At 33.8% G+C, this 25,334-nt stretch carries 21 protein-coding genes and 1 other annotated feature; of the genes, 19 read left to right on the top strand and 2 right to left on the bottom strand.

Annotation, left to right across the window (positions count from 1 at the left end; genetic code table 11):
- Positions 1–87 precede the first annotated feature (87 nt).
- From ACF91D_RS27510 to ACF91D_RS27500, 3 genes are all read left to right on the top strand, one after another.
- The gene (locus ACF91D_RS27510; RefSeq protein WP_042738382.1) at positions 88–1,263 is read left to right on the top strand and encodes an MDR family MFS transporter; all 1,176 of its coding nucleotides are present in this window, start codon (positions 88–90) and stop codon (positions 1,261–1,263) included.
- Positions 1,264–1,355: 92 nt separating this feature from the next.
- Positions 1,356–1,555, top strand: a binding site (T-box leader).
- Positions 1,556–1,604: 49 nt separating this feature from the next.
- Positions 1,605–4,019, top strand: coding sequence for a leucine--tRNA ligase (leuS, locus tag ACF91D_RS27505; protein ID WP_107527467.1), 2,415 nt, complete (start codon positions 1,605–1,607; stop codon positions 4,017–4,019).
- A 17-nt stretch (positions 4,020–4,036) separates the two neighbouring features.
- Positions 4,037–4,348, top strand: coding sequence for a rhodanese-like domain-containing protein (locus tag ACF91D_RS27500; RefSeq protein WP_042738384.1), 312 nt, complete (start codon positions 4,037–4,039; stop codon positions 4,346–4,348).
- Positions 4,349–4,491: 143 nt separating this feature from the next.
- Here ACF91D_RS27500 and ACF91D_RS27495 read toward each other — a convergent pair whose 3' ends face one another.
- Entirely contained in the window at positions 4,492–5,760 is a 1,269-nt protein-coding gene (locus ACF91D_RS27495; protein ID WP_107527466.1) for a BaiN/RdsA family NAD(P)/FAD-dependent oxidoreductase, read from the bottom strand.
- Between the two features lie 326 nt (positions 5,761–6,086).
- Between ACF91D_RS27495 and ACF91D_RS27490 the strand changes: the two genes are divergently transcribed.
- From ACF91D_RS27490 to ACF91D_RS27455, 8 genes are all read left to right on the top strand, one after another.
- The gene (locus tag ACF91D_RS27490; protein ID WP_119624554.1) at positions 6,087–7,724 is read left to right on the top strand and encodes a putative polysaccharide biosynthesis protein; all 1,638 of its coding nucleotides are present in this window, start codon (positions 6,087–6,089) and stop codon (positions 7,722–7,724) included.
- Positions 7,721–8,419, top strand: a complete 699-nt coding sequence (locus tag ACF91D_RS27485) for a pseudouridine synthase (protein ID WP_107527464.1) — start codon at positions 7,721–7,723, stop codon at positions 8,417–8,419. Before ACF91D_RS27490 ends, ACF91D_RS27485 begins: the two co-directional genes overlap by 4 nt.
- Positions 8,420–8,433: 14 nt before the next feature.
- The gene (locus tag ACF91D_RS27480) at positions 8,434–8,838 is read left to right on the top strand and encodes a YtxH domain-containing protein (protein WP_042738388.1); all 405 of its coding nucleotides are present in this window, start codon (positions 8,434–8,436) and stop codon (positions 8,836–8,838) included.
- A gap of 685 nt (positions 8,839–9,523) precedes the next feature.
- The gene (gene pepV, locus ACF91D_RS27475) at positions 9,524–10,933 is read left to right on the top strand and encodes a dipeptidase PepV (protein ID WP_107527463.1); all 1,410 of its coding nucleotides are present in this window, start codon (positions 9,524–9,526) and stop codon (positions 10,931–10,933) included.
- 2 nt (positions 10,934–10,935) lie between these two features.
- A complete protein-coding gene (gene dat / locus ACF91D_RS27470; RefSeq protein ID WP_042738390.1) occupies positions 10,936–11,811 on the top strand; it encodes a D-amino-acid transaminase in 876 nt (291 codons plus the stop codon).
- Between the two features lie 435 nt (positions 11,812–12,246).
- Positions 12,247–13,038 carry a phosphotransferase family protein gene (locus ACF91D_RS27465; protein WP_042738391.1) on the top strand — a complete coding sequence of 264 codons (792 nt, stop codon included), beginning with the start codon at positions 12,247–12,249 and terminating at the stop codon, positions 13,036–13,038.
- Between the two features lie 12 nt (positions 13,039–13,050).
- Positions 13,051–13,689, top strand: coding sequence for a tRNA (guanosine(46)-N7)-methyltransferase TrmB (gene trmB / locus ACF91D_RS27460; protein ID WP_042738392.1), 639 nt, complete (start codon positions 13,051–13,053; stop codon positions 13,687–13,689).
- Positions 13,690–13,846: 157 nt separating this feature from the next.
- On the top strand, positions 13,847–14,674 hold the full coding sequence (locus ACF91D_RS27455) for a YtnP family quorum-quenching lactonase (protein WP_107527920.1): 828 nt from the start codon (positions 13,847–13,849) through the stop codon (positions 14,672–14,674).
- 147 nt (positions 14,675–14,821) lie between these two features.
- Here the strand turns inward: ACF91D_RS27455 and ACF91D_RS27450 are convergent, their stop codons facing one another.
- The gene (locus ACF91D_RS27450) at positions 14,822–15,142 is read right to left on the bottom strand and encodes a PepSY domain-containing protein (protein ID WP_107527921.1); all 321 of its coding nucleotides are present in this window, start codon (positions 15,140–15,142) and stop codon (positions 14,822–14,824) included.
- An 82-nt stretch (positions 15,143–15,224) separates the two neighbouring features.
- On the opposite strand from ACF91D_RS27450, the gene ACF91D_RS27445 reads away from it, so the two are divergent.
- The 8 genes from ACF91D_RS27445 to ACF91D_RS27410 form a co-directional block, all read left to right on the top strand.
- Positions 15,225–16,301: a M42 family metallopeptidase gene (locus tag ACF91D_RS27445; RefSeq protein WP_107591408.1), complete on the top strand. Its 1,077-nt coding sequence runs from the start codon at positions 15,225–15,227 to the stop codon at positions 16,299–16,301.
- A 14-nt stretch (positions 16,302–16,315) separates the two neighbouring features.
- Complete coding sequence (locus ACF91D_RS27440; protein ID WP_107527923.1) at positions 16,316–16,627, top strand: thioredoxin family protein; 312 nt, start codon at positions 16,316–16,318, stop codon at positions 16,625–16,627.
- 125 nt (positions 16,628–16,752) lie between these two features.
- Positions 16,753–17,616, top strand: coding sequence for a DUF1444 domain-containing protein (locus tag ACF91D_RS27435; protein ID WP_119624552.1), 864 nt, complete (start codon positions 16,753–16,755; stop codon positions 17,614–17,616).
- A 17-nt stretch (positions 17,617–17,633) separates the two neighbouring features.
- Positions 17,634–18,233 carry a YtpR family tRNA-binding protein gene (gene ytpR / locus ACF91D_RS27430; protein ID WP_107512672.1) on the top strand — a complete coding sequence of 200 codons (600 nt, stop codon included), beginning with the start codon at positions 17,634–17,636 and terminating at the stop codon, positions 18,231–18,233.
- A gap of 15 nt (positions 18,234–18,248) precedes the next feature.
- Entirely contained in the window at positions 18,249–22,202 is a 3,954-nt protein-coding gene (locus tag ACF91D_RS27425; protein WP_119624763.1) for a DNA translocase FtsK, read from the top strand.
- Between the two features lie 40 nt (positions 22,203–22,242).
- Positions 22,243–23,556: a UDP-N-acetylmuramate--L-alanine ligase gene (murC, locus tag ACF91D_RS27420; RefSeq protein ID WP_042738400.1), complete on the top strand. Its 1,314-nt coding sequence runs from the start codon at positions 22,243–22,245 to the stop codon at positions 23,554–23,556.
- 70 nt (positions 23,557–23,626) lie between these two features.
- Entirely contained in the window at positions 23,627–24,139 is a 513-nt protein-coding gene (locus ACF91D_RS27415; RefSeq protein ID WP_042738401.1) for a DUF948 domain-containing protein, read from the top strand.
- A gap of 81 nt (positions 24,140–24,220) precedes the next feature.
- A partial coding sequence (locus tag ACF91D_RS27410) for a hypothetical protein (RefSeq protein ID WP_392438064.1) occupies positions 24,221–25,334 on the top strand: 1,114 nt, incomplete at its 3' end.

Raw genomic sequence — 25,334 nt, 5'->3', positions numbered from 1 at the left:
ATTCATTCTAGTTAAAGATTTTAACATATTTTAATGCTATAGTGTTTAGAGTGAAATGAGAAAATTTGAAAGAAAGGAGCCTTTTAAATGAAAATGCCTAAATCTGTTTGGTGGTTGGTAATTGGTATGGCATTGAATATAACTGGCTCAAGTTTCTTGTGGCCGTTAAATACAATATATATGAATGATGTTTTGCACAAAAGTTTAACAATGGCAGGATTAGTGTTAATGATTAATTCTATAGGTATGGTTGTGGGTAATTTACTAGGTGGTACATTATTTGATAAATTAGGTGGCTACCGCACGATTATATTAGGAACTATCATTTGCTTGATGAGTACGACGCTATTGAATTGTTTCCATGGTTGGCCTTGGTATGCAGTTTGGTTAGTTGCTTTAGGTTTTGGCGGTGGAATGATTGTGCCAGCAATTTATGCTATGGCTGGTGCTGTATGGCCCAATGGTGGTAGACAGACATTTAATGCAATTTATTTAGCTCAAAATTTAGGTGTTGCGATTGGTGCTGCATCAGGTGGATTTGTTGCTGAGTTGAGCTTCAACTATATATTTATTGCGAATTTACTGATGTATGTGTTATTTGCAATTGTAGCAATAACACAATTCAATATTAAAATAGATGTCAAAGTTAAATCACCAGAAGCATTAAAGTTATTTTCTAAGTCTTATAGATTGTACTTTAAAGCGTTGATTGCATTATGTGTCTTATTCGCTATTTGTTGGATTGCTTATATTCAATGGGAGAGTACAATTGCTTCCTTCACACAATCTTTAAATATTACGATGGGTCAATATAGTTTGTTGTGGACAGTAAATGGTATTTTGATATTAGTGGCACAACCTCTGATTTATCCATTTATTCGGCTGATGAAAGGTAATTTAAAGAGACAAATGTTTGTAGGTGTCTGTATTTTTATAGTTTCATTTTTTGTAACAAGCTTTGCAGAACAATTTTCAGTATTTATGATAGGAATGATAATTTTAACATTTGGAGAAATGTTTGTGTGGCCTGCAGTTCCAACGATTGCAAACAAATTGGCTCCAGAGGGTAAACAAGGTTCGTTTCAAGGTTATGTAAATTCAGCATCGACAATAGGAAAAGCGATTGGACCATTGTTAGGTGGCATGATTGTTGATATTTATGATATTCAAAAAATGTTTCTAATTATGATGTGCTTATTATTCATCGCTATAATTTGTATATTTATCTTAAGTCACTATTTGAATAAGATAAATGCTTCATAACTTAAAAGTTTAGTAATTACAATTAACAATGAATCAAGCGAATAAAGCTTTAAATACATTTTACTACTTGAAATAAAGTGTTATTTAAAATATTATTAGTAATGTATAGGAGTAGTAACTTAAATACTTATCATCAGAGAGCTAGGGGATGGTGAAACCTAGTGTTAAGTGTTAAGTGAACTTACCAGAACGTAAAGTGAATTGATAACATCTCAAACTATTAATTGAAACGAGTGCACAAGATTTGTGAAGCAGGGTGGTACCGCGGCTGATTTAATTTGTCGTCCCTTTGAATTAAATAATAGTTAGGGATGTTTTTTTATTGAATAGGAGGAAAAGTAGTGAATTACAATCATAATAAAATCGAAAAAAAATGGCAGGATTTTTGGGAAGAACATAAAACATTTAAAGCAAGTGATAATCTTGGACAAAAGAAATTCTATGCATTAGATATGTTCCCGTATCCATCAGGTGCAGGTTTGCATGTTGGACACCCAGAAGGATATACTGCTACAGATATTGTTTCTCGTTATAAACGAATGCAAGGATACAATGTTTTACATCCGATGGGGTGGGATGCATTTGGCTTGCCTGCAGAACAATATGCATTGGATACAGGTAATGATCCTAGAGAATTTACTAAGCAAAATATAGCAACTTTCAAGCGTCAAATTAAAGAGCTTGGTTTTAGTTATGATTGGGACAGAGAAGTAAACACAACGGATCCTCAATATTATAAATGGACGCAATGGATTTTTATTCAATTATATAATAAAGGGCTAGCATACGTAGATGAAGTAGCGGTTAACTGGTGTCCTGCATTGGGAACTGTATTATCGAATGAAGAGGTAATTGATGGGGTATCTGAACGAGGAGGACACCCAGTTTATAGAAGACCAATGAAACAATGGGTCTTAAAAATAACTGAATATGCTGATCGCCTACTTGAAGATTTAGATGATTTAGATTGGCCAGAATCATTAAAAGATATGCAAAGAAATTGGATTGGAAGATCTGAAGGTGCAAGTATTAACTTTGATGTTGAAAATAGTAATGCCCAAATCGAAGTATTTACCACACGTCCAGATACAACTTATGGTACAACATTCTTAGTGCTTAGTCCTGAACATAAGTTGGTTGACGAAATTACTACCGATGATAAAAAGGAAGCTATTAAGCAATACCAAGAAGAAGCGGCGAAAAAATCTGATTTAGAACGCACTGGTTTATCAAAAGAAAAATCAGGCGTCTTTACAGGGGCATATGCAATTAATCCTTTATCAGGTGAGAAGGCTCAAATTTGGATTGCAGATTATGTACTTTCAACTTATGGGACAGGTGCGGTTATGGCTGTACCAAGTGGTGACCAACGTGACTATGAATTTGCTAAAGCATTTGATTTACCGATTGTTGAAGTCATCGAAGGTGGCGACTTAACTAAAGAAGCTTATACTGGTGATGGACCACATATTAATTCAGGTGAGTTAAATGGTCTTTATAACGAAGCTGCCATTAAAAAAGCGATCGAGTTATTAGAAGAAAAAGGTGTAGGAACTAAAAAAGTCAATTACAAACTAAGAGATTGGTTGTTCAGTAGACAAAGATACTGGGGTGAACCAATTCCAGTTATTCATTGGGAAGATGGTTCAATGACTACTGTTCCTGAAGAAGAATTACCATTATTGTTACCAGAAACAGATGAAATCAAACCATCAGGAACAGGTGAGTCGCCATTAGCGAATATTGATGAGTTTGTAAACGTTGTTGATGAAGAGACAGGAATGAAGGGACGTCGCGAGACAAATACAATGCCACAATGGGCTGGTAGCTGTTGGTATTATTTGAGATATATTGATCCAGATAATGAAAAAATGCTTGCAGATCCTGAAAAGCTTAAGCACTGGCTTCCTGTTGATTTATATATTGGTGGAGTAGAACATGCAGTATTGCACTTATTATATGCAAGATTTTGGCATAAAGTATTGTTTGATTTAGGCGTTGTTCCAACAAAAGAGCCATTCCAAAAATTATTCAACCAAGGTATGATCTTAGGTGAAGGTAACGAAAAAATGAGTAAGTCAAAAGGTAATGTAATTAATCCTGATGATATTGTACAATCACATGGTGCAGATACATTACGCCTATATGAAATGTTTATGGGACCACTAGATGCTGCAATTGCTTGGAGTGAAAATGGACTCGACGGTTCACGTAGATTCTTAGATCGTATTTGGAGACTCTTGGTAACAGAAGATGATACGCTAACTGACAAAGTAGTAGCTCAAAATAATAAATCATTAGACAAAACTTATCACCAAACTGTGAAAAAGGTAACCGAAGACTTTGATACATTGAACTTCAACACCGCAATAAGTCAGTTAATGGTATTTATTAATGATTGTTACAAAGCTAATGAAATCTATAAACCTTATATTGAAGGTTTCATAAAAATGTTAGCTCCAATTGCACCACATATTTCTGAAGAGCTGTGGGCGAAACTTGGACATGAGGAAACAATCACTTATCAACCATGGCCATCATTTGATGAAGCGATGTTAGTTGATGATGAAGTAGAGATTGTGATTCAAGTTAATGGTAAGGTGAGAGCTAAGCTTAAAATTGCCAAAGATGCTACAAAAGAAGAAATGGAACAACTTGCGTTAGAGAATGACGTAGTTAAATCAGAAATTGAAGGTAAAGACATCAAGAAAGTGATAGCAGTACCACAAAAGTTAGTGAATATAGTAGCGAAATAATTTAAGGAGGGTTCAACATGGAAACAATTACAGTTGATGAATTAAAGGAAAAGGTACTCAGTTCAGAACCAGTAAAAATAATTGATGTTAGAACTGATGAAGAAACAGCAATGGGTATTATTCCTGGTGCTGAAACAATTCCTATGAATGATATTCCTGACAATGTAAATCATTTTAACAGTGATGAAACATATTATATTATTTGTAAAGTTGGAGGTCGTAGTGCACAAGTTGTACATTATCTTGAACAACAGGGTGTCAATGCCGTTAACGTTGAAGGCGGCATGGATGCTTGGGGAGACGAAGGCCTTGAAAATAATAGTATTTAAATAAATATATTAAAAAAGCACGTACAGGAGTGAGTATTTTTAAAACTCCAAGTACGTGCTTTTTCTTTGATTTAGAAACTTAAATGGGTTATAGGTTTATGATTAGTAGCGTTTTTTTAAAGGTTACTACTATTTATATGATGTTAATCTATTGTTGTGGAAAATGAACCTGCATTTAAACCAGCTACATGTCCGGTAACTAATGCACTTGTAATATTGTAACCACCGGTATAACCATGTATATCAAGTACTTCTCCACATAAAAATAATCCCGGGACTAACTTAGACATCATCGTTTTAGGTTGTATTTCTTTTAAACTCACACCGCCGCCAGTTACAAATGCTTTATCAATGGGTAATGTTCCATTAACTTTAAAGGTAAAGCCTTTAAATAATGCTACAAGCGTATTTATTTGCGTATTAGATATATGATGTGCGGTTAAGTCTTCGTCAATTTCTGCGCAGTCAATCATAAATTGCAAATATCTTTCTTCTATTAACCCATGTAAACTATTTTTTACATATTTATCTGGTGCCGCATTCAATAATCCTCTAATTTCTTGTTCTAAAGCATCAGTTGTTAGTTGTGGGAAGGCATCGATTTGCATTTCAATCTCTTGTTTCTTTTGATTTTTTTGTTCTTTATAGACAAATTGGCTACATCTTAATGCAGCAGGGCCACTTATACCAAAGTGGGTGAAAATCATATCCATTTGATGTGTAATTCTCTTTTTGCCATTCTTTTTAAGAACTGACACGCCAACATCTTTCAAACTTAATCCTTTTAATCTTTTATCTTTAATAAATGGCTCGGCAGAGGTGATTGGGACTTCAGTAGGGAATAGTTCGGTAATCGTATGTCCTAATGAAGTCGCAAATTTGTATCCGTCACCAGTTGAACCAGTTTGTGGGACGCTTGTACCGCCTGTAGCAATTATTAATGATTTACTTTGATATTCCTTTTGATTATTCAAAGTCACTTTAAATGATTCTGTTGAAGTATATTCCACTTTTTCAACTGTGGATTCCTCTTTCACCTCAACTTTGTTTTGGTGTAATGTCGTAACAAGTGTATCTACAACGTCTTGTGCTTTATTAGACACAGGAAACATCCTGCCGTGATCTTCTTCCTTAAGTTTGACACCGCGTGATTCGAAAAAAGCTATAATTGATTCATTATCAAAAATTGAAAAGGGACTATATAGAAACTTTCCGTTTCCAGGAATATTCTTGATAATTTCATCATAAGGTAAGCGGTTAGTCACATTACAACGTCCTCCGCCAGATATTTTTAATTTTCTACCTAAACCTTTTTTCTTTTCAAGCAGTAAAACACGTTCTCCATCAGCACTTGCAGCAGCTGCAGCCATTAGACCACTAGGTCCGCCACCTATAATGATTGTTTGATACATTTTATTGCCTCCCTTTACTATATAGTGTTATTTTATATGAAGAAATATTATTTTACGATTAACACTTTAAACACATGTTTCCCACACGTTATATAACAACATTATATTTTAAAGGATAGATATTAAAAGGGCAAAGCTTTATTATCTAAATGGTTTAATAGGTTTTACATTATTTTAAAGATGATTAAATACATATAAGTTATTTGTTTTATGTTTAACTTTCAGATTCATTATGCTTTCATTATATTTACTTTTGAAAAATAATTGTTAAAACGTTATGATAAAGTTTACGAGTGTAAAAATTAAATTGAGATAGGAAGATCTGAATGAGTGAAAGTAAAGAATTAGTGCGGGGGACCTTCTTGATTACATTAAGTATTTTAATAACAAAAATACTAGGTGTAGTTTATATTATCCCGTTTTACGCAATTATAGGTGGCGAAGAAAAATTAGCGCCTTTTAACTATGCGTATACCCCATATAATATTGCAATTGCAGTTGCAACTGCGGGCGTACCATTAGCGGCTTCGAAGTATGTCGCAAAATATAATGCGCTAGGTGCATATAAAGTCAGTCAGAAATTATACAAATCTAGTTTTATTGTAATGTCTATAACCGGTGTAATTGGTTTCTTATTACTTTATCTATTAGCACCAAGCATAGCGACGATTACATTAGCAAATGAATCAGGTGGCAAAGGTGCATGGACAGTTGCTGATATTACTTGGATTATTAGAATTATAAGTATGGTTGTAATCTTTATCCCGTTACTAGCTACGTGGCGAGGCGTCTTCCAAGGTTATAAATCTATGGGGCCAACAGCTGTATCGGAAGTGCTTGAACAAGTAGCTCGAATATTATTTATTTTAATAGGAAGTTATTTAGTATTAAATGTATTTAATGGATCAATTCTATCTGCGAATGCTGTTGCGACGTTTGCGGCGGCAGTAGGTGCAATAGCTGGTATCTTTACGCTTTGGTATTATTGGAGAAAAAGAAAACCACACATTTCAAAAATGGTAGCTAGCGATACAACAGGTATAAATGTTTCTTATGGTCGTATGTATAAAGAGATTATCTCTTATAGTATTCCGTTTGTAATTGTAAGTTTGAACTTTCCACTATTTAACTTAGTGGACCAATTTACGCATAATGCGGCATTGGGAGTAGCGGGGGTTCCAAACCAACTACACGACTATTTCTTCACAATATTAAACATGACAACGAATAAAATTGTAATGATACCAACATCATTAGCTTCTGGCTTTGCAGTAAGTTTAATTCCATTTATTACGAAGACTTATGCTGCAGGAGAAATAAATGAAATGCACCGTCAAATTAGAACATCGTTAGGTGTATTAATGTATATTACTGTTCCGGCTGCACTTGGAATCATGGCTTTGGCAGCTCCTTTATATACAGTGTTTTATAAATATAATGTTGATGGTAGTCACATGCTATTCTATTATGCACCGGTTGCAATATTGATTTCTTTATTAGGTGTGACTGCATCAATGTTACAAGGTATAGATAAACAGAAATTAACTGTATTCATTATCTTAGCGGCAGTTGTTATCAAAGTTATTTTGAATACACCGCTAATTGTAGCTTTCCATTCAGCAGGTGCAATACTTAGTACAGCAATTGCATTATTATTTGCTGTATCATGTAATTTTGTTATTTTGAAAAAATATGCGAAATTCAACTTTAGTGAAACATGGCTACATTTTTCTAAAATATTCTTATATGGCCTAATTATGATGGTTGCTGTAGAAATTACATCATATATCTTACAGCTCTTTATTTCACAAGAACATAAAATCGGTGCATTAATTATTGTTATCATAAGTGTAGTTGTAGGTATGTTGATTTATGCTAGCTTCACTATGAAGAATAGATTGGCAGATGAATTCTTAGGTGATATTCCAAATAAAATTAGAAGGAAACTAGGCATTGCATCATGAGAATAGATAAATTTTTAAGTCATATGGGTGTTGGCACTAGAACAGAAGTAAAGCAATTATTAAAAAAAGGTGCTATTTCAGTTAATAATCAAGTTGAAAAATCACCGAAGACACAAATTCAGCCTAGTGAAGACCAAGTTAAGCTAAATGGTGAGCGTATTCAATATGTAGATAAAGTCTATTTATTACTTAATAAACCTAAAGGTTATATTTCAGCGACCGTAGATGATCACCATAAAACAGTGATAGACTTAATAGATGATTATAAGTATCTTGACTTGTTTCCTGTAGGTAGATTGGATAAAGACACAGAAGGGTTATTGTTGATTACCAATGACGGTGATTTCAATCATCAATTGATGAGCCCGACCAAACATGTTTCTAAAACATATGAAGTGATTTCTCAAAAAACAATTACAAAAAATGATATAAAATTGTTTAAAACGGGTATTGAATTGAATGAAGGATTGACAAAGCCTGCTGAATTAAAGGTAGGCGAACAAGAGAAACAGTCTTTCGTAACAATTTATGAAGGTAAGTACCATCAAGTCAAACGCATGTTTCATGCAATTGACAATGAAGTGATTGAATTAAAGCGGATTAAAATCGGTGACTTAGCACTTGATGATGATTTAATTCAAGGGACTTATCGTCATTTAACTGAGCAAGATTTTAAACAATTAGGATTAAAATAAAAGAGGTGTTTTTCATGTCAAAATTACTACGTGCATTAATCGGAGTTGGAGGCGCTGCAGCCGCAGTGGTACTATCTAAAAAGGAAAACAGAGATAAATTAAAAAATGAATATAGTAAATATAAATCCAACCCAGAATCTTACAAGCAAAATGCTAAAGATATCGCTACACAAATCAGCTCAAAAGCAGGAGAAACTTTTAATGAAGTGAAGCAAGATCCGAAAGGCTATGCTCAAAAGGTTAAACAAGATCCAAAAGGATTTGTTAATAGTCAAAAGGAACACTTCAAAGGTACAGCAGATAGCAATAAAGAAATTGAAGAAGCACGCTTTGCTGACGAAGGTGCAGCGGATCCTTCAAATAACTTACGTGTAGTTACTGAAGAAGAATTAAAAAATAATGGCAATAAAAAATCATAAGTAATAGTGTATACGAAAGTAGAGTAAAGAAGCTTTAAAATAGTATTTGGTACTCTATCATATGTATTAATAAATGAGTGGTACGGTGTTTTGACTTTAAAACACCGTACCACTCATTTTTTGATTATATTTTTGGATTACAGTGACGAGGATTATAAGTAAAATACCAAGGTTTACTAAAGAAATAGTCAGTACGCGTGTGTCTGTTTAAGCAGTTATTGTTTTTATATATGATAAGAATATGGAGCACTGTTATTGCTCGTTTACTGTGGAATGAGTTGAGCAACATGCTCAATATCCATAATGTGACCAAGCGCCACATAAACCAATAATCTGATGCTAACGGTTATGCTTGAAACAATAAAGCTCATGTTGTTTAGTGTTTTGTTGTGTTAAATCCAACTGAAGTGGATGATTCTTTAATAAGTATATATTACAGTTTGTATATAGTGCGGATGGTTAATAACCCTTTGGTTGATTATTTATATGTTTACTATTTCTAATATAGATCATTTGTTAGTTTTTGATACAGAATGAATAAAGCATAATATTTCAGTAGTTTTACTGTTTTAGGTGAAATATAACAGATAAAATTTTGAAATAATATTGTCATCTCACTGTAGTTTATCCGTTACTTCATGTAAAATATAAAATATATTAGTTTGAAGAAGGAAGTTGATCACGAATGTGGAGAGAAAAAGTACAAGAATACGAAAATCAAATCATCGAAGATTTAAAGGGATTATTAGCTATTGAAAGTGTAAGAGATGACAGTAAAGCCTCTACAGAGAACCCTGTAGGACCAGGACCACGTCAGGCACTTGATTATATGTATAAAATTGCAGAACGAGATGGTTTTGGTACACATGATGTAGATCATATTGCAGGAAGAATTGAAGTTGGGTCAGGCGAAGATGTATTTGGTATTTTATGTCATGTTGATGTTGTACCAGCTGGTGAAGGTTGGGATACAAATCCATTTGACCCGGTAGTGACAGAAGATAAAGTGATTGCTAGAGGAACGTTAGATGACAAAGGCCCTACAATTGCTGCTTACTATGCTGTAAAAATACTTAATGACATGAAAGTCAATTGGAAAAAAAGAATACATATCATAATAGGGACAGATGAAGAATCTGATTGGAAATGTACTGATCGTTACTTCAAAACTGAAGAAATGCCAGCGTTAGGTTTCGCTCCAGATGCGGAATTCCCAGCAATCCATGGTGAAAAAGGGATAAGTACATTCGATGTGATACAAAATGAACAAGCAGAGGAACAAGACGAACCAGAATACGAATTACGTACATTTACATCAGGTCAAAGATACAACATGGTTCCTGATGAAGCAGAAGCACATATTAATGTGAAAGAAAATATGACAGATGTGATTCAAAACTTTGAACAATTCCTTGTAGATAATCAATTAGAAGGCGAGAGTTCGGTTGATAGCGGTGTTTTAGTACTGAATGTACAGGGTAAAGCAGTACACGGTATGGATCCATCTATAGGTATTAATGCAGGTTTATATTTATTAAACTTCTTATCTCAACTCGATTTAGATAAATCAGCTGCTAATTTTGTAGATTTTAGTGAAAAGTATTTATTCAACTCACATTTTGGTGAAAAAATGGGAATGAAATATCATACTGAAATCATGGGAGATGTTACTACTAATATTGGGGTAATAGAATATAATAATACTAAAGGTGGGAAATTTGGTATTAATTTAAGATATCCTGAAGGGTTCGAATTTGATGAAGCGATGTCTAGGTTTACAAAAGAAATAGCGGAATTAGGCTTTTCTATCGAATTAGGTAAAAACCAAACACCTCATTATGTAGAAAAAGACGATCCATTCGTTCAAACATTAGTACAAGCATATAGAAACCAAACAGGTGATGAGTCTGAACCATATACTATTGGTGGTGGCACATACGCACGTAACCTTGATAAAGGTGTAGCATTTGGTGCGATGTTTGATGACTCTGAAGATTTAATGCATCAGAAAAACGAATATATTACAAAAAAACAATTATTTAATGCGACAAGTATTTATTTAGAATCATTGTATGCATTATGTGTGGAGGAATAACTATGACAAAAGTATTAATCAATGAAAAGCTTGTAGATGAACAAGAGGCAAATGTTCCGTATAACGACAGAGGTTATGTTTTTGGCGATGGTATTTATGAATATGTAAGAATTTATGATAATCATATTTTCACAGCACGCCCACACTTTGAAAGATTATTAAGAAGTGCAAAAGAAATAGGCTTAGACTTAAAATATTCAGTAGAAGGATTAATTGAACTTGTTCAAGAATTAATCAATGCGAATGGCATCGTAAATGGTGGCGTTTATATTCAGGTTACTCGTGGTGCTGCGCCTCGTGACCATGCCTTCCCAACACCTTCAGTAGAAGCTAATGTAATGGCATTTACAAAGAATTATGGCCGTCCTTATAAAGAATTAGAGGAAGGTATCAATGCAGTGACTACCGAAGATATTCGTTGGTTAAGATGTGACATTAAGAGTTTAAACTTATTAGGAAATGTCTTAGCTAAAGAATTGGCAGTGAAGTACAATGCTAAAGAGGCAATTCAACATAGAGGAGACATTGTAACTGAAGGTTCTTCAAGTAATGTTTATGCGATAAAGGATGGAGAAATATACACACATCCAGTGAATAACTACATCTTAAATGGAATCACGCGTAAAGTGATAAAGCATATTGCAGAAGAACAAAATATTCCATTTAACGAAGAAACGTTTACATTAGACTTCTTAAAAAATGCTGATGAGGTCATTGTTTCTAGTACTTCAATCGAAGTAATGCCAGTAGTGAAACTAAATGGTGAATCTGTAGGTGATGGAAAAGTTGGTGCAATTACTAAAAAATTACAAGAAGGTTTCACACGCTATATAGATACAGTTAGTGGAGAATTTCAAGAAAATGGACAAAAAATATAACATAATTTAATGCCAAATTATGTTATAATGCTAACTGAGCCGAATTAAAATTCTAGACGATTTATAGAAGTAAAAAGTCACTTTTTGTTTCTCATTTTTGGTTGAAATACATAGCCAAACAATATAAAATCTTTTATGAGACTTGAAATTTGAAAGTAGAAAATTTCATGAAAAAGATGGAGAAATTTAAAATTAAGTACTCTGTACCATGTTAATTTATGGTATGCTATACGGGTTGCTATAAATTAACATGATCAGTATGTACGAATTATAAAGTAAAAAGGAACTTGAACCAAAAGGGACAAGTGTGTCGATTCTTACGAAAACACATTAAAATTGGTTGAAGTTTATAATTTTGTGAATGAAATTATTATATGTGGCTCTTGAAATTTGTTTTTCTAGAGCCATTTTCTAATTGAAAGTGAGGTGAACGTGTTGGAGCAGTTTTATCAATTAGGATGGACGCTTGATTCAGCAGGTGGTGCATCTGGGGAAGCTTATATGGCCGAACAAGATGGACAGAAGTTGTTTTTGAAAAGAAATTCAAATCCTTTTATAGCGGCATTATCTGCTGAAGGTATCGTACCAAAACTAGTGTGGACAAAACGTATCGAAACAGGTGAAGTTGTAACCGCACAACATTGGAAAAACGGTAGAGAACTTACTTTCGATGAAATGCATGAGGAACGTGTAGCACAATTAATGAAAAAAATACACAATTCTAAAACATTACTAAATATGTTAAAACGTATGGAAATGGAGCCCATTACACCAGATATTATGTTGAATAAAATTAATGCCTCCTTATCTCGAGAAGTGCTAACACACCATGTTGTTAGAAAAGCGTTAACTTATTTAGAAGATCATTTACCTAGTTTAGATCCACGTTTCTTTACTGTTGTTCATGGTGATGTAAACCATAATAATTGGTTGTTATCAGATCATGATGAACTTTATCTAGTTGATTGGGAAGATGCGATGATAGCTGATCCTGCAATTGATTTAGGTATGCTGCTTTACAATTACGTTCCAGAAAGTAAATGGCCTCAATGGTTAGATGTTTATGGAGTGAAAGATTCATTAGATCTACAAAAACGTATGAAGTGGTATACAGCTATTCAAGCCATTGGAATGATACAGTGGTATGAAGAGCAAAAGCGTTATAAAGATATGAATATGTGGTTGAAATTCTTGAACGAAATGATGAATAACAATGCATTTATTTAAGGAGTTATCAATATGAGAATGCGTCATAAACCATGGGCAGAAGATTATCTTAAATCACATTCAGATATCGTTGATATAGACGGTAGTCGTGCTGGGCATATCCGAGAATGGTTTAATAATGACCAGCCAATCTACATTGAGGTAGGTTCTGGCATGGGACAATTTATTACAACACTCGCAGCTCAAAATCCAGAAATAAATTTTGTTTCGATGGAACGTGAGAAAAATGTGATGGTAAAAGTTTTGGATAAAGTACTAGAACAAAATTTATCAAATATAAAGTTAATTTGTAATGATGCCGTTGAATTAAATGAGTATTTTGTTGATGGTGAAGTTGATAGACTTTATCTAAATTTCTCTGATCCATGGCCAAAGAATCGACATGCCAAGCGAAGATTGACATACCATACCTATTTAGCATTATATAAACAAATCTTAAAGAAAGATGGCGAACTTCACTTTAAGACAGACAATAGAGGTTTATTTGCTTATAGTTTAGAAAGTATGTCGCAATTTGGTATGTATTTTACAAAGATTAATCTAAATCTCCATGAAGAAGATGTAGAAGGTAATATAGAAACTGAATATGAGCGAAAGTTTTCTGAAAAAGGATCGAGAATTTATCGTATGGAAGCTAAGTTTCACTCATAATATGTAAATTGGTAGGGCGCATATGCTCTATCAATTTTTTTATGTCAAAATTTAGGGTATACGATTAGAAACAATCATGATTGTATTAAACGAGGGTATTGTATTAGTATAAGGAGTGTTCAAGTTAATACATATCGATGGTTAGGAGGAAGTCTTTATGAGAATTGGCAAATTTAACGTACGTTATGTGAATGGAGGCATTACCAATATTGACGGTGGTGCAATGTTTGGGGTCGTGCCGAAAGCGTTGTGGACAAAAAAATACGAGGTGAATGAGAAGAATCAAATTCCTTTACCTACACACCCTATTTTAATTCAAACTGAGGATAAAAACATCTTAATCGATACAGGTATCGGTGTAGGGAAGCTAACTGAAAAAGAACGTAGGAACTTTGGTGCTGAATATGAAAGTGATATAGATAGCGACTTAAAAGCACTGCATTTAACTAGAGCTGACATAGATATTCTTATCTTAACTCATTTACACTTTGATCATGCCTCAGGGTTAACTGATAGTGAAGGGAATGCTAGCTTTCCAAATGCTATCCATGTCTTTCAACAAGATGAGTGGCATGAGTTCCAAAGTCCTAATATAAGAAGTAAATCAACATATTGGCCAAAAAACAATGGTACATTTCAGAGAAATTTAATTCTTTTTGAAAAAGAATATGAAGTGTATCCAGGTATTACAGTTAGCCATACTGGTGGACATAGTTATGGCCATTCTATCATTACGATTGAAAGTGAAGGGGAAAAAGCGGTACATATGGGCGATATTTTTCCAACAACAGCCCATAAAAATCCATTATGGGTTACCGCTTATGATGATTATCCAATGGATTCAATCAGAGCGAAAGAGCGATTGATACCAAAATTTATCTATGAAGGGTATTGGTTCTTGTTCTATCATGATAATAATTATTTCGCAGTAAAATATGATAAAGATAGACCAAATGAGATACAAAGTTATCTGTCACGAAATTAAAAAATAGCTAAAGTAAGAGCGTTAAATCTTGATATAAAACACCATGTTCACATGTTGATGATCAACAGTTTCCCATTTTACAAAGTGTTTATACAATTGATTTAATATACCCACTAAACAAGTGTGGATATGCTCTTGCTTTAGCCTTTATTTTGTACATTCAATAATATCAATAATTTCTCCAGTCGAAGCATCTGCAAAGAAATCATAGTAAGTGATGTTGCCATTATGTTGTGTAGTAATACCACCTTGGTATACAACCAATGCTTTATCGCCATGATTATAATGAATGGTTTCATTTAATATGTATGAACCTACGACATTCATAAAATATGTTCTTACTTCCTTAATGACCTTTTCAGGATTAAGGTGTTGTTGATTTTTGCGACTATTAAATGCAAAACTTACTCCGACAATGGATGCAAGTAAAATAAATATTATGATGAATAAGTTTTTTTTATTCAACATGACAGAATCTACCCCCATTAAAGTCATATTAATAGTGTACCATATTGAAGATGATATAATAAATGTTAAGGAGTGAACGAAATTGAATATTGATCAACAAACAACAATAAGCAGAATTAAAACATTAACAGAATTGCATGGCGCGCCAGGATTTGAGGATAACGTGAAAGATTATCTAATTTCTGCGATGGAACCTTATGTAGACGAATTTGTCTATAACCGAATGGGAGGGTTCTATGGTGTTAAACGCTCGAAAGTAGCAAACCCTAAACGTGTAATGGTAGCCGCACATATGGATGAAATTGGATTTATGATTACAAATATTTCAAAGCAAGGTATGATTCAGTTCACAAATTTAGGTGGTGTAGCTACTGATATTTGGCAAGGTCAACGTTTGAAAATAAAAACACGCAATAATGAAGAAATAACAGGTGTAGTTGCAAATATTCCTAAACATTTTAGAACCGGAAGTGAAGGAGCACCTAAAATTGAAGATTTAATGTTAGATATAGGTTGTGAAGATGATACATCTGTGATAGCCAGAGGTGTTCAAATAGGGGACACGATTGTTCCTGATACACCACTTACACAGTTGTCAGATTATCGTTTTGCTAGCAAAGCATGGGATAATAGATATGGTTGTTTAATTGGGTTAGAATTATTAGAATTATTAAAAGATGAAACATTAGATTTTGATTTGTATGTTGGTGCAAATGTTCAAGAGGAAGTAGGTTTGCGTGGCGCACGTGCAGCTGCAGAATTAATTGATCCTGATGTGGCATTTGTAGTCGATTGTTCTCCTGCAAATGATATGAAAGGCAAGCAAAATTTGTCTGGAGAATTAGGTGGCGGCACATTGATTCGCATTAAGGACGGTACAATGTTATTGAAACCGAGCTTTAGAGACTATCTATTGCAAATCGCAAATGATCAAGAAATTAACCATCAATATTATATTTCACCTGGTGGAACAGATGGTGGTGAAATTCACAAAGCGAGAATAGGTATACCAACTGCTGTAATTGGAGTTTGTGCACGTTATATTCATAGTACAGACTCAGTGTTTGATATCAGAGATTACTTTGCCGCTAGACACTTGCTGTACGAAGCAACGAAACGACTTGATGATGACCAAATTCAAACTTTACAATATAAATAACTAGGAGAGATACGATGAAAACATTAGAAAGTGAAACACAATTTAAAGAACTTAAGCAACAACAAACAGTATTTTTATTTACTGCAGACTGGTGTCCAGACTGTAAAGTCATTGAACCAGATTTACCACAACTAGAAGACAAATATCAAGAGTATAATTTTGTATCAGTGGATAGAGATAAATATTTAGATATTTGTATTGAACATGGTATTATGGGCATTCCAAGTTTCTTAGTTTATCGAGATGGCGAGCAAATTGGTAGCTATATTGGTAAAGAAAGAAAATCAATCGAACAAATCGATAGTTTTTTAGCTTCATTAAATTAAAAATTAAGTTAAAAAACCATAAACAGAATTTGAAAAATATATACCCTTAGAACGTACTTTTTTTCTGTTCCTAAGGGTATATTTATTGTAAACTGTAATAAGGCACGTAAATAGGAGTGTTAATTATGAATGTCTTTCAAATGAGAGATAAACTCAAAGAGCGATTAAAGCATTTAGATGTAAAATTTAGTTTCAATCGCGATGAAGAAACGCTACGAATTTCTAGAACTGATAATAACCAAGGTGTTACAGTCAAACTTTCTACAATAGTAGCAAAGTATAAACAACAACAGGAAAATGTAGTAGATGAAATTGTCTACTATGTCGAAGAAGCAATTGAACAAATGAAAGAAAAGCAAGTAACTGATATAGAAAATATTCAAATTATGCCAGTACTTAGATCTCCAAGCTTTGATAAAAAAGATAAAAATGGTAATGCATTTGTGATTGAACCGCATACTGCAGAAACTAATATTTATTATGCTGTAGATTTAGGGAAATCTTATCGGTTAATTGATGAAAAGATGTTACAACAATTAAATCTTTCAAAGCAACAATTAAAAGAAATGGCTTTATTTAATATACGTAAACTTGAAAATAAATATAAAACAGATGAAGTGAAAGGTAATATTTTTTATTTCGTAAATTCCAATGATGGATATGATGCGAGTAGAATTTTAAATACAAGTTTTCTAAATGATTTACAAAGTCAATGTGAAGGTGAAATGTTAGTAGCAGCACCACATCAAGATGTCTTGATTATTGCAGATATTCGTAATAAGACAGGATACGATGTAATGGCACATTTAACGATGGAGTTCTTCACTAAAGGATTAGTTCCTATCACTTCATTATCCTTTGGTTATGATCAAGGACATTTTGAACCTATATTTATCTTAGGTAAAAATAACAAACAAAAACGAGATCCTAATGTCATCCAAAGATTAGAAGCAACTAGAAAGCAATATGAAAATAAAGATAAGAAATAATTAAGGAGTTAAAAATCATGAATTTATTTTACAATAATGAAGCAGTCGGCGATGTCGCATTTTTACAAATTGAAGTTACTGAAGGGCCATTCGATTACGTAACAAAAGGTGATGTTGTAGAAATTAGAAATAACGATCAAGTTGTTGGATACAACATTTTTAATATTTCAAAAAAATCTCAAATAAGTGGAAACGGTCATATCAAGTTGACTGAAGCATTGGTTGCTGAGTTACAAACTGCAATTACAGATGCTGGCTTTGACTATAAATTAAATGCAGATTTTTCTCCTAAGTTTGTTGTAGGTTATGTAGAAACGAAAGAAAAACATCCAGACGCTGATAAATTAAGTGTACTAAAAGTGGATGTTGCTACAGAGCAATTACAAATTGTTTGTGGTGCACCGAATGTTGAAGCGGGACAGAAAGTTGTAGTTGCCAAAGTAGGTGCAGTTATGCCTAGCGGTATGGTAATTAAAGATGCAGAATTAAGAGGTGTAGCTTCAAGTGGTATGATTTGTTCAATGAAAGAATTAAATTTACCAAACGCACCTCAAGAAAAAGGGATTATGGTATTGTCTGATGACTACACAGTTGGTCAAGCATTTTTTGAAGAATAAGGAGGTAATGTATGAATGAGCTGGTTCGACAAGTTATTTGGAGAAGATAATGGTTCTAATGATGATTATCTCAATAAAAGAAGCCAACGACGTCAAAAAGCTAAGCAACAAGAAAAGCGTGAATCATTACTTCCACAAAACAATGACGTTTATGAAAGACCAAAGGGAAAATTTCGCTTTCCAGTAGACGGATTAGAGAGTGAACAAGCACACAAGGAACAAGTTGATTCCGAAGATAAACTTCGTGAGACACAACAGAAGGACAGAACTCGAGGCGAAGATCAAGGCGAGCGTGTCAGTGTCAATCATCCACATCGAAGACGAAGAACTATGCACGAAAGTGCAAAAGCGCATACTACAAATGATGAAGTTAATTCTAACGTAGCGCACCAACATAGTAGTTACGAAGAAGCATCAAGAGAAAAGAAACAACATCATGGTAAAAGGATGCGAATTCAAACAGATGTTTTAAGAGCGAATACACATTCAAAGGCAAATCACCAAGCGCCTAAATATCATCAAAGTGAATTTAAAGCCAGTGAAGTGCCATCTGCAATCTTTGGAACTAAAAAACCACGTCCTTTGCAAAATGGTGTGATTCCACCGACATCTAACGATACAGATGAAAGTGATAGCAAGATTGATAAGGTGAATACGGAGCAAAGTACACAGCACCGTAGTACAACATCATCCACATCAAAAGATACGCAACAAACAGTTTTTTATAATGATCAATATATAGATTCTAATGTATCTGATACTAAAAGTAATATTGAAAATAATGGTGAACATAAGTCAACTAATCAAGCGAATAAGTCACAAGAACAGTCTAAAGGACCAAAAAACAATACAATAAATATTGAAAACATTTATGCTTCTCAAATCGTTGAAGAGATACGTAAAGAACGTGAGAGAAAATTATTACAAAAACGTCAATTTAAAAAAGCATTACAACAGAAGAGACAACAAAATAATGATAATCATGAAGATAGTATTCAAAATGCAATTAATGAGATGTATGCAAAACAAGCTAAACATCATTTAGGTGAAAGTTCACTTGATGATTTGAATAGTTATGATGAATCTCAAAAAAATGGTGATTCAAGTTCAGAAGAGGCGGGTTATAGTTCAGCTGAGTCAGATATTCAAAACGCTGAAAATCACTCAAATAATGAGTCTACAAGCTTGTTTAACTATGAAGAAATTGATTTGGATAATATTAGTGATGTACATACAGCTAACCAATCATATCAACAAATCGATGAAGTTACTGAAGATGATTTGAATAATACAGAAAATCATGATTCATATTTAACAAACAAAGATGATGAAGTAACAGAATCTATACAAGCTGCTGATCTGGAAGAGGATGATAGTGAGCAAAATTCTGGTATTGAGCATGCAACTAACCAAGACATTGCTACTTCGGCTTATAATGACTTAGATCAGAGCAAGCATCAAGCATTAGAAGATGAAATAGTTGATGCGCAATATCGTGAACTTGTAAATGAAAACGATAAAAACAGTGATGATCATGATGAAATAGAGCATAATCAAGAATTAGCGGATCATGATCATGATGAACAACCTACAATAAATTCAGTTGTCGATGATACTGACTATGAACAAAATACTCAATCATATCAAACATCAGAAGCAACTTCTGTAGCTCATAGTGAATTAGATTCATCTTCTACAAGTGAAACAGCTGATGCTGATATAACTTCTACTAGTGAATTGGATTCATCTAAGCATTTATCGCAACTTGATAGTCAGAGTGTGGCAAGCCAAAATGCAGAATTATCTGAAACTACAAGTGAGTCAAACGGCCACAATAATGAAGTGAAATCGTCAGAAACAATTGACAATGTATCTGATAATCCTAGCAAGGTAGTAGATGATACTGAAAATGATTCTAAATCAAATGCAAATCATGCTAATACACAACAAGAAAATGGTGGCACACAGCAAGCAGTATCACATGTGGAACAAACGGATGACAATATCAAACAAAATAAACAAACATCAAATCAATCACAACACAATGCACCACTCAGAAAAGGTGGTAAACCATTTAATGTTGTTATGACACCATCTGATAAAAAACGCATGATGGATGCGAAAAAATTAAGACAAAACTTGTCTGCAGCACATATGAATCAACAGCAAAATGAGCAATCATTAGAAACACAAATCACAACTGATAACGTATCAGAAACAAGTGAAGCTAATACACAATTTGAGACAGTTTCAAATTCAACCAGTGAAAATGAGCAACACCAAGATATTAACTTGAACCAAAGCGATTCTACAGTATCAGAACCTACATTAGAACCTGAATCAGCTGAATCGTTAAGCGTTGAAAATCAAACACGAGACCATTCAATAGTTGAACAAACGGATGATAAATTGGAAACATCATTTGATGATGAGGTGTTATCAGAACCTAATCAAGTGAATAAAGGAAATACTGAAATGCCACCGTTACAACCAGAGTTCAATAAACAGCAACAGGAAAGTGCTTCTAACACAGAACACCAAGATGATTATAATGAGAAACCAGTTATCAGAAGGGGACCAAATATTAAGTTGCCGAGCCCTGTATTATTAGAGGAGCCAGAAGAACATGAAATAGATAATTCCTGGATTGAAGAGAAGAAGCAAGAATTGAATGAGGCTTTTTATTACTTTAATGTTCCAGCGGAAGTACAAAATGTTACGGAAGGCCCAAGTGTTACTCGTTTTGAATTGTCTGTTGAAAAAGGTGTGAAGGTGTCAAGAATTACAGCGCTACAAGATGATATCAAAATGGCATTAGCAGCTAAGGACATTAGAATAGAGGCACCAATTCCTGGAACGAGTCTTGTAGGTATAGAAGTACCAAACCAATCATCTACAAAAGTGAATTTGCGCTCAATTATAGATACACCGAAATTCAAAAATTCGGAATCAAAACTTACAGTTGCGATGGGTTATAGAATCAATAATGAACCATTATTGATGGACATTGCTAAGACGCCACATGCATTAATTGCAGGTGCAACAGGTTCAGGAAAATCAGTGTGTATTAATAGTATTTTAATGTCACTTTTATATAAAAATCATCCTGAAGAACTTAGATTGTTACTTATTGATCCGAAAATGGTAGAATTAGCACCATATAATGATTTACCTCATTTAGTTTCACCAGTTATCACAGATGTGAAGGCAGCAACACAAAGTCTAAAATGGGCTGTTGAGGAAATGGAACGTAGATATAAAGTATTTGCCAAATACCATGTGCGAAACATTACTGCCTTTAACAAAAAAGCAGCTTATGAAGATAGAATGCCGAAAATTGTTATTGTCATTGATGAGTTAGCAGATTTAATGATGATGGCCCCACAAGAAGTAGAGCAATCAATTGCTAGAATTGCTCAAAAAGCGCGTGCATGTGGAATTCATATGCTTGTAGCTACACAGCGACCATCTGTTAATGTAATTACTGGTTTAATTAAAGCTAATATACCAACTAGAATTGCATTTATGGTATCATCAAGCGTAGATTCTCGAACTATATTAGATAGTGGTGGCGCCGAAAGATTATTGGGTTACGGAGATATGCTTTATTTAGGTAGCGGTATGAATAAACCGATACGTGTTCAAGGCACATTCGTATCAGATGAAGAAATTGATGATGTCGTTGACTTTATCAAACAACAACGTGAACCTGAATATTTATTTGAAGAGAAAGAATTATTGAAGAAGACAGAAGCCCAACCACAAGATGATTTGTTCAATGATGTTTGTCGCTTTATGTTACAAGAAGGACATATTTCAACATCACTTATTCAAAGACATTTCCAAATAGGTTATAATCGGGCAGCGCGAATTATAGATCAGTTAGAACAATTAGGCTATGTTTCAGGAGCTAATGGTTCTAAACCAAGAGATGTATATATAACAGAAGCTGATTTAAACAACGATTAATTGAGAGAAAAATAAAAATTAATAAAAGAGGAGTGTTACAATGACACATTATCATTTTGTCGGCATCAAAGGTGCCGGTATGAGTTCATTAGCACAAATAATGCATGATCTTGGAAATGAAGTACAAGGCTCAGATATAAAAAATTATGTATTTACAGAAGTTGCATTAAAAAATAATGGCATAGAAATCTTACCTTTTGATGCAAAAAATATTAAAGAAGATATGATTGTCGTTCAAGGTAATGCATTTCCAGATACACATGAAGAAGTGGTAAGAGCACATGAATTGAAATTAGATGTAATTCGTTACCATGACTTTTTAGGTCATGTTATTAGCCAATATACGTCTGTTGCAGTAACAGGTGCTCATGGTAAAACATCAACTACAGGTTTACTATCACATGTAATGAATGGTGATAAGAAGACGTCATTCTTAATTGGTGATGGTACTGGTCTAGGTATTCCAGAAAGTGATTACTTTGCATTTGAAGCTTGTGAATACCGTAGACACTTCTTAAGCTATCATCCGGATTATGCCATCATGACAAACATTGATTTTGATCATCCTGACTACTTCAAAGATATCCATGATGTAATTGATGCTTTCCAAGAAATGGCACGTAATGTTAAAAAAGGTATTATCGCTTGGGGCGGAGATGAACATTTACGTGACATCAAAGCAGATGTACCAGTGTATTATTATGGCTTCTCAAAAGATGATAATGTTTATGCGGATAATGTTCAAATTAGTCCAAAAGGAACACAATTTGATGTTTATGTAGAAAATAAATACTATGATACATTCTTGTCTCCACAATTTGGGGATCATAACATTCTAAATGCATTAGCAGTTATCACGATTAGCTATTTAGAAAATCTAAATGTAGCTAATATTAAAGAAGCACTTGAAACATTTGGTGGTGTAAAACGACGCTTTAATGAGACTAAAGTTGGGAATCAAGTTCTTGTTGATGATTATGCACACCATCCACGTGAAATCAGTGCAACGATTGAAACTGCTAGAAAAAAATATCCTGATAAAGAAGTTATTGCTGTGTTCCAACCACATACCTTCAGTAGAACTAAAGCATTTTTAGATGAATTTGCTGAATGTTTAAATACAGCAGATCATACATTTTTATGTGAAATTTTTGGTTCAATCAGAGAAAATAGTGGTAATTTAACGATACAAGACCTGATTGATAGAATTGATGGTGCAAAACTTATCGATGAAGAATCAGTGAATGCATTGGAACAATATAATAATGCAGTTATTTTATTCATGGGCGCTGGTGATATTCAAAAAATTCAACGCGCATACATGGAAAATGTTGGTGTAACTACCTCATTTTAATATGTTTATGTTAAAATGAGATGGGTAGTTATATTAAGTAACAACATATGTTTATTAGGAGGCGTTTTTAATGGAATGGATTTTACCTATAGCTGGAATTATCGCTGCGATTGCATTTCTTATACTAGTAATTGGTATCGTAGTTGTATTACTTTCAGTCAAGAAAAACTTAGATCATGTTGCTAAAACACTAGATGGTGTTGAAGGACAAATTCAAGGTATTACACGTGAGTCAACGGATTTACTTCACAAAGCAAACCGCTTAACTGAAGACATCCAAGGCAAATCAGATCGTTTGAACTCAGTGGTTGATGCCGTTAAAGGAATTGGTGACTCAGTACAAACTTTAAACGGTTCTGTAGACCGAGTTACAAACTCTATTACGCACAATATTTCTCAAAATGAAGATAAAATTTCTCAAGTTGTTCAATGGTCAAATGTAGCAATGGAAGTTGCTGATAAATGGCAAAACAGAAGAAATCGTAGAAATAGTGCAAGTTATAAAACAAGTGGAGTAGCAGACGATGCGAACTTCTCAAATGAAGGTAACCATAGCTATACTACACGAGTTGATAATAAATAATTCATATACTTAAACAAACAAATGCACTTAAATGAGGATTTAAACTTATTTAAGTGCATTTGTTATAGGGGGCTATCATTTATGAAGTATTACAATCGAGATAACTATGAAAGAAATTTAGAAAGTTACGAAGTGCCTGAATATTTTTCAAAAGGCAGTAGAAATGTCTTTGTCTATGGATTTATTGTAGGGGCAGTAATCGGCTCAGCTATAGGTCTAGTGACATTAAGTAAACCACGTAATGACAAATATTCCGATAAACAATCTAAAGAAGACCAATTTAAATCTAGTATAATTAACCAAACAGAAGCAGATCAACGTGCTGCAGAGGAACAAGTAGCAGACATTAAAGCGTCGATTAATAATCAGGAAAGTGTATCAGCAGCCGAATTAGCGGCACAAAAGGATGCTATTAAAGAAGAAGTAGCAGAACATCATTTAGCAGATACTTCTCCAAATGCACAACAATCTCAACAAGATGTGAGTGCAACACAGAAGTCATCTGACGAAGAAAGCAATGTAGCAGAGTTAGAAACTAAACACATCGATGCTTCTAAGGAACCGAGCCAAAGTGAGGTTGCAGCCCAACAAGAAGCGATTAAAGATGAGACACAGAGTACGTCGGATAATCATGCTTCAGCTTCATCACAATCTCAAACGAGTTCCGATCATAATGGCGCAAAAATTGCGGCAGCTACAGGTGGTACAGTTGCTGCAGCTGGAATCGCAAAAGCGGCAGCTGATAAGAATGATAAAATTGACAACGATGAGGAAACAGCAAACAGAACAGATGAATTAGTATCTGAAGACAAAAAATCAACATCCACTGAAGCACAAGAAACACCAAATTTAGTTACAGAAAGTAAATCTGAAACAACTCAATCAACTGAAACAACGAATGCTAGTGCCGTTGCTGTTGGTACAGTAACTGCAGCAGGTTTAGCTTCAGCTGCTAAATCAAAACAAACTTTGATACAAAATGACACAAATGTTGCAGATAACACTGCTAATCTATTAACACCAGAAGGTATCAAAGGTAATAATAAAACGGAAGTTCCTAACTTAGTTACAGAAAGTAATGTTGAGACTTCTGTTGAATCAACTGATAAGGTAGATAATACAGCTGATAAAGGTAATAAAGCTGCAACTGCTACTTCAGCATCAAAACCTCATGATGCCGAACGAAGAGTGGAAC

Source organism: Staphylococcus sp. 231237_7MaSpsaltlick (genome assembly GCF_043107035.1).
Note: the sequence above shows the minus strand (reverse complement) of the source record. Positions and strands in the feature narration are given on the sequence as shown.